The 3439-nt window shown below is 59.6% G+C and carries 3 protein-coding genes and 1 pseudogene; all 4 read left to right on the plus strand.

Annotated elements, in window-relative coordinates:
• Positions 1 to 791: DUF3363 domain-containing protein (locus tag ACJHYR_RS27210; protein WP_225453745.1), on the plus strand; the 791-nt coding region annotated here is incomplete at its 5' end.
• A 216-nt stretch (positions 792 to 1007) separates the two neighbouring features.
• Positions 1008 to 2222 carry a chloramphenicol/florfenicol efflux MFS transporter FloR gene (gene floR / locus ACJHYR_RS27215; RefSeq protein ID WP_063122217.1) on the plus strand — a complete coding sequence of 405 codons (1215 nt, stop codon included), beginning with the start codon at positions 1008 to 1010 and terminating at the stop codon, positions 2220 to 2222.
• A gap of 27 nt (positions 2223 to 2249) precedes the next feature.
• Positions 2250 to 2555, plus strand: coding sequence for a LysR family transcriptional regulator (locus ACJHYR_RS27220; protein ID WP_001255015.1), 306 nt, complete (start codon positions 2250 to 2252; stop codon positions 2553 to 2555).
• Between the two features lie 111 nt (positions 2556 to 2666).
• A pseudogene (locus tag ACJHYR_RS27225) lies at positions 2667 to 3439 on the plus strand (IS91-like element ISVsa3 family transposase); the annotation flags it as partial.

A 3439-nucleotide genomic window follows, 5' to 3' on the forward strand; every position in this document is an offset into this window, starting at 1 on the left:
GCTGGCTCCCCGTCAGCCGGATTGGGTTGCATCGCAGGGGTGTCGAAAGAGTCAACTGCGGTCCAAAGCTGTTGGACTTGGGTGAAAAGGGCGTTTATTCTTCCTATACGTGCCGCGTTCCAGGCGGCGACTATGAGGGCTATGTCGATGCCCATGTGCGCCGGCTGGAGGCGCTACGCCGGGCCGGTATCGTCGAGCGGATCGACGCCGACCAATGGCGCATCCCCGATGATCTGGTCAGCCGTGCCGCCGCCCATGACGCCGGCCGAGACAGTCAGGCCAGCGTTCGCGTCCTTTCCCCGGTCGATCTGAACAAACAGATCGGATCGGACGGCGCGACCTGGCTGGACCGGCGGCTGATCCACGGCGAGACGGCCGACCTTGCGCCAACCGGCTTCGGGCAACAAGTCCGCGAAGCCATGGACCAGCGCCGCGAGCACCATATCGAACAGGGCGACGCCACCCGCAGCCGGGACAGCCGCGTCTTCTACCGGCGCAACCTTCTCGCCATCCTGCGGGAGCGCGAGGTAGCCGGCGTCGGATCGGATATGGCTTTGAGTAAGGGCCTGCCGTTCCGCGCCGCCACGGACGGCGAGAGCGTCAGCGGCAAGTTTACCGGAACCGTGCATCTATCGAGCGGCAAGTTCGCCGTGGTCGAGAAATCCCATGAGTTCACCCTTGTCCCGTGGCGGCCGATCATCGACCGCCAACTCGGCCGCGAGGTTATGGGCATCGTGCAGGGCGGGTCGGTGTCGTGGCAGTTAGGGCGGCAGAGGGGGCTGGAACGCTGAGTGCGCCCATGCCGCATTGCGAAGCAAAAGATAATCGGATAAAATGTAGCAATTCATATTCGTAAGCGTGGAGTAATCAGATGGGAAATTCCAAGTCAGCAGACAAGTAAGCCGCAACAACCAGTATTGTTGTTGCGGCGCTCTGTAAGGCTAGTCTCATCTGATTGCTGACGAGCAGACGTCGCCCGGTATTCCTTAATCGAGGGTTGATTCGTCATGACCACCACACGCCCCGCGTGGGCCTATACGCTGCCGGCAGCACTGCTGCTGATGGCTCCTTTCGACATCCTCGCTTCACTGGCGATGGATATTTATCTCCCTGTCGTTCCAGCGATGCCCGGCATCCTGAACACGACGCCCGCTATGATCCAACTCACGTTGAGCCTCTATATGGTGATGCTCGGCGTGGGCCAGGTGATTTTTGGTCCGCTCTCAGACAGAATCGGGCGACGGCCAATTCTACTTGCGGGCGCAACGGCTTTCGTCATTGCGTCTCTGGGAGCAGCTTGGTCTTCAACTGCACCGGCCTTTGTCGCTTTCCGTCTACTTCAAGCAGTGGGCGCGTCGGCCATGCTGGTGGCGACGTTCGCGACGGTTCGCGACGTTTATGCCAACCGTCCTGAGGGTGTCGTCATCTACGGCCTTTTCAGTTCGATGCTGGCGTTCGTGCCTGCGCTCGGCCCTATCGCCGGAGCATTGATCGGCGAGTTCTTGGGATGGCAGGCGATATTCATTACTTTGGCTATACTGGCGATGCTCGCACTCCTAAATGCGGGTTTCAGGTGGCACGAAACCCGCCCTCTGGATCAAGTCAAGACGCGCCGATCTGTCTTGCCGATCTTCGCGAGTCCGGCTTTTTGGGTTTACACTGTCGGCTTTAGCGCCGGTATGGGCACCTACTTCGTCTTCTTCTCGACGGCTACCCGTGTGCTCATAGGCCAAGCGGAATATTCCGAGATCGGATTCAGCTTTGCCTTCGCCACTGTCGCGCTTGTAATGATCGTGACAGCCCGTTTCGCGAAGTCCTTTGTCGCCAGATGGGGCATCGCAGGATGCGTGGCGCGTGGGATGGCGTTGCTTGTTTGCGGAGCGGTCCTGTTGGGGATCGGCGAACTTTACGGCTCGCCGTCATTCCTCACCTTCATCCTACCGATGTGGGTTGTCGCGGTCGGTATTGTCTTCACGGTGTCCGTTACCGCGAACGGCGCTTTGGCAGAGTTCGACGACATCGCGGGATCAGCGGTCGCGTTCTACTTCTGCGTTCAAAGCCTGATAGTCAGCATTGTCGGGACATTGGCGGTGGCACTTTTAAACGGTGACACAGCGTGGCCCGTGATCTGTTACGCCACGGCGATGGCGGTACTGGTTTCGTTGGGGCTGGTGCTCCTTCGGCTCCGTGGGGCTGCCACCGAGAAGTCGCCAGTCGTCTAACCGACGACTGGTAGCAGGCCCGCTCCGATGCGGCGCACTAACCATCGAAACCTCGTGAATGTCGGTATCCTGTCTGGCAGGATACCGCTCATTTCCCTTGTTCAGTTCATCGCCGTCGCCGAGCATCTGAATTTTCGGCATGCGGCCAAGGCACTTGGTATCAGCCAGTCGAGCGTCAGCGCGCGTGTGAAAGCGCTGGAGGATAACCTTGGTGTCCTGCTATTTGAGCGCCATGCGCGGGGCGTTCGGCTAACAGACGCAGGCAGGCACTTCATGGAGCGTGTCACGGCGGGTGTCGATCAACTCGATCACGCAGTGAAGACCGCGGAGTGACGGGCACTGGCTGGCAATGTCTAGCAACGGCAGGCATTTCGGCTGAGGGTAAAAGAACTTTCCGCTAAGCGATAGACTGTATGTAAACACAGTATTGCAAGGACGCGGAACATGCCTCATGTGGCGGCCAGGACGGCCAGCCGGGATCGGGATACTGGTCGTTACCAGAGCCACCGACCCGAGCAAACCCTTCTCTATCAGATCGTTGACGAGTATTACCCGGCATTCGCTGCGCTTATGGCAGAGCAGGGAAAGGAATTGCCGGGCTATGTGCAACGGGAATTTGAAGAATTTCTCCAATGCGGGCGGCTGGAGCATGGCTTTCTACGGGTTCGCTGCGAGTCTTGCCACGCCGAGCACCTGGTCGCTTTCAGCTGTAAGCGTCGCGGTTTCTGCCCGAGCTGTGGGGCGCGGCGGATGGCCGAAAGTGCCGCCTTGCTGGTTGATGAAGTACTGCCTGAACAACCCATGCGTCAGTGGGTGTTGAGCTTCCCGTTTCAGCTGCGTTTCCTGTTTGCCAGCCGGCCCGAGATCATGGGGTGGGTGCTGGGCATCGTTTACCGCGTCATTGCCACGCACCTGGTCAAGAAAGCGGGCCATACCCACCAAGTGGCCAAGACGGGCGCGGTCACCCTGATCCAGCGTTTTGGATCGGCGCTCAATCTGAATGTTCACTTCCACATGCTGTTTCTCGACGGTGTGTATGTCGAGCAATCCCACGGCTCAGCGCGTTTCCGCTGGGTCAAGGCGCCGACCAGCCCAGAGCTCACCCAGCTGACGCACACCATCGCCCACCGGGTGGGTCGCTATCTGGAACGGCAAGGCCTGCTGGAACGGGATGTCGAAAACAGCTATCTGGCCTCGGATGCGGTGGATGACGACCC

It is taken from the genome of Escherichia sp. WS1450 (assembly GCF_046487395.1).
Taxonomy (GTDB): domain Bacteria; phylum Pseudomonadota; class Gammaproteobacteria; order Enterobacterales; family Enterobacteriaceae; genus Escherichia; species Escherichia coli.

Coding starts and splice junctions, on each gene's coding strand:
- floR (WP_063122217.1), top strand. CDS start 1,008: ATGACCACCACACGCCCCGCGTGGGCCTATACGCTGCCGGCAGCACTG.
- ACJHYR_RS27220 (WP_001255015.1), top strand. CDS start 2,250: ATGCGGCGCACTAACCATCGAAACCTCGTGAATGTCGGTATCCTGTCT.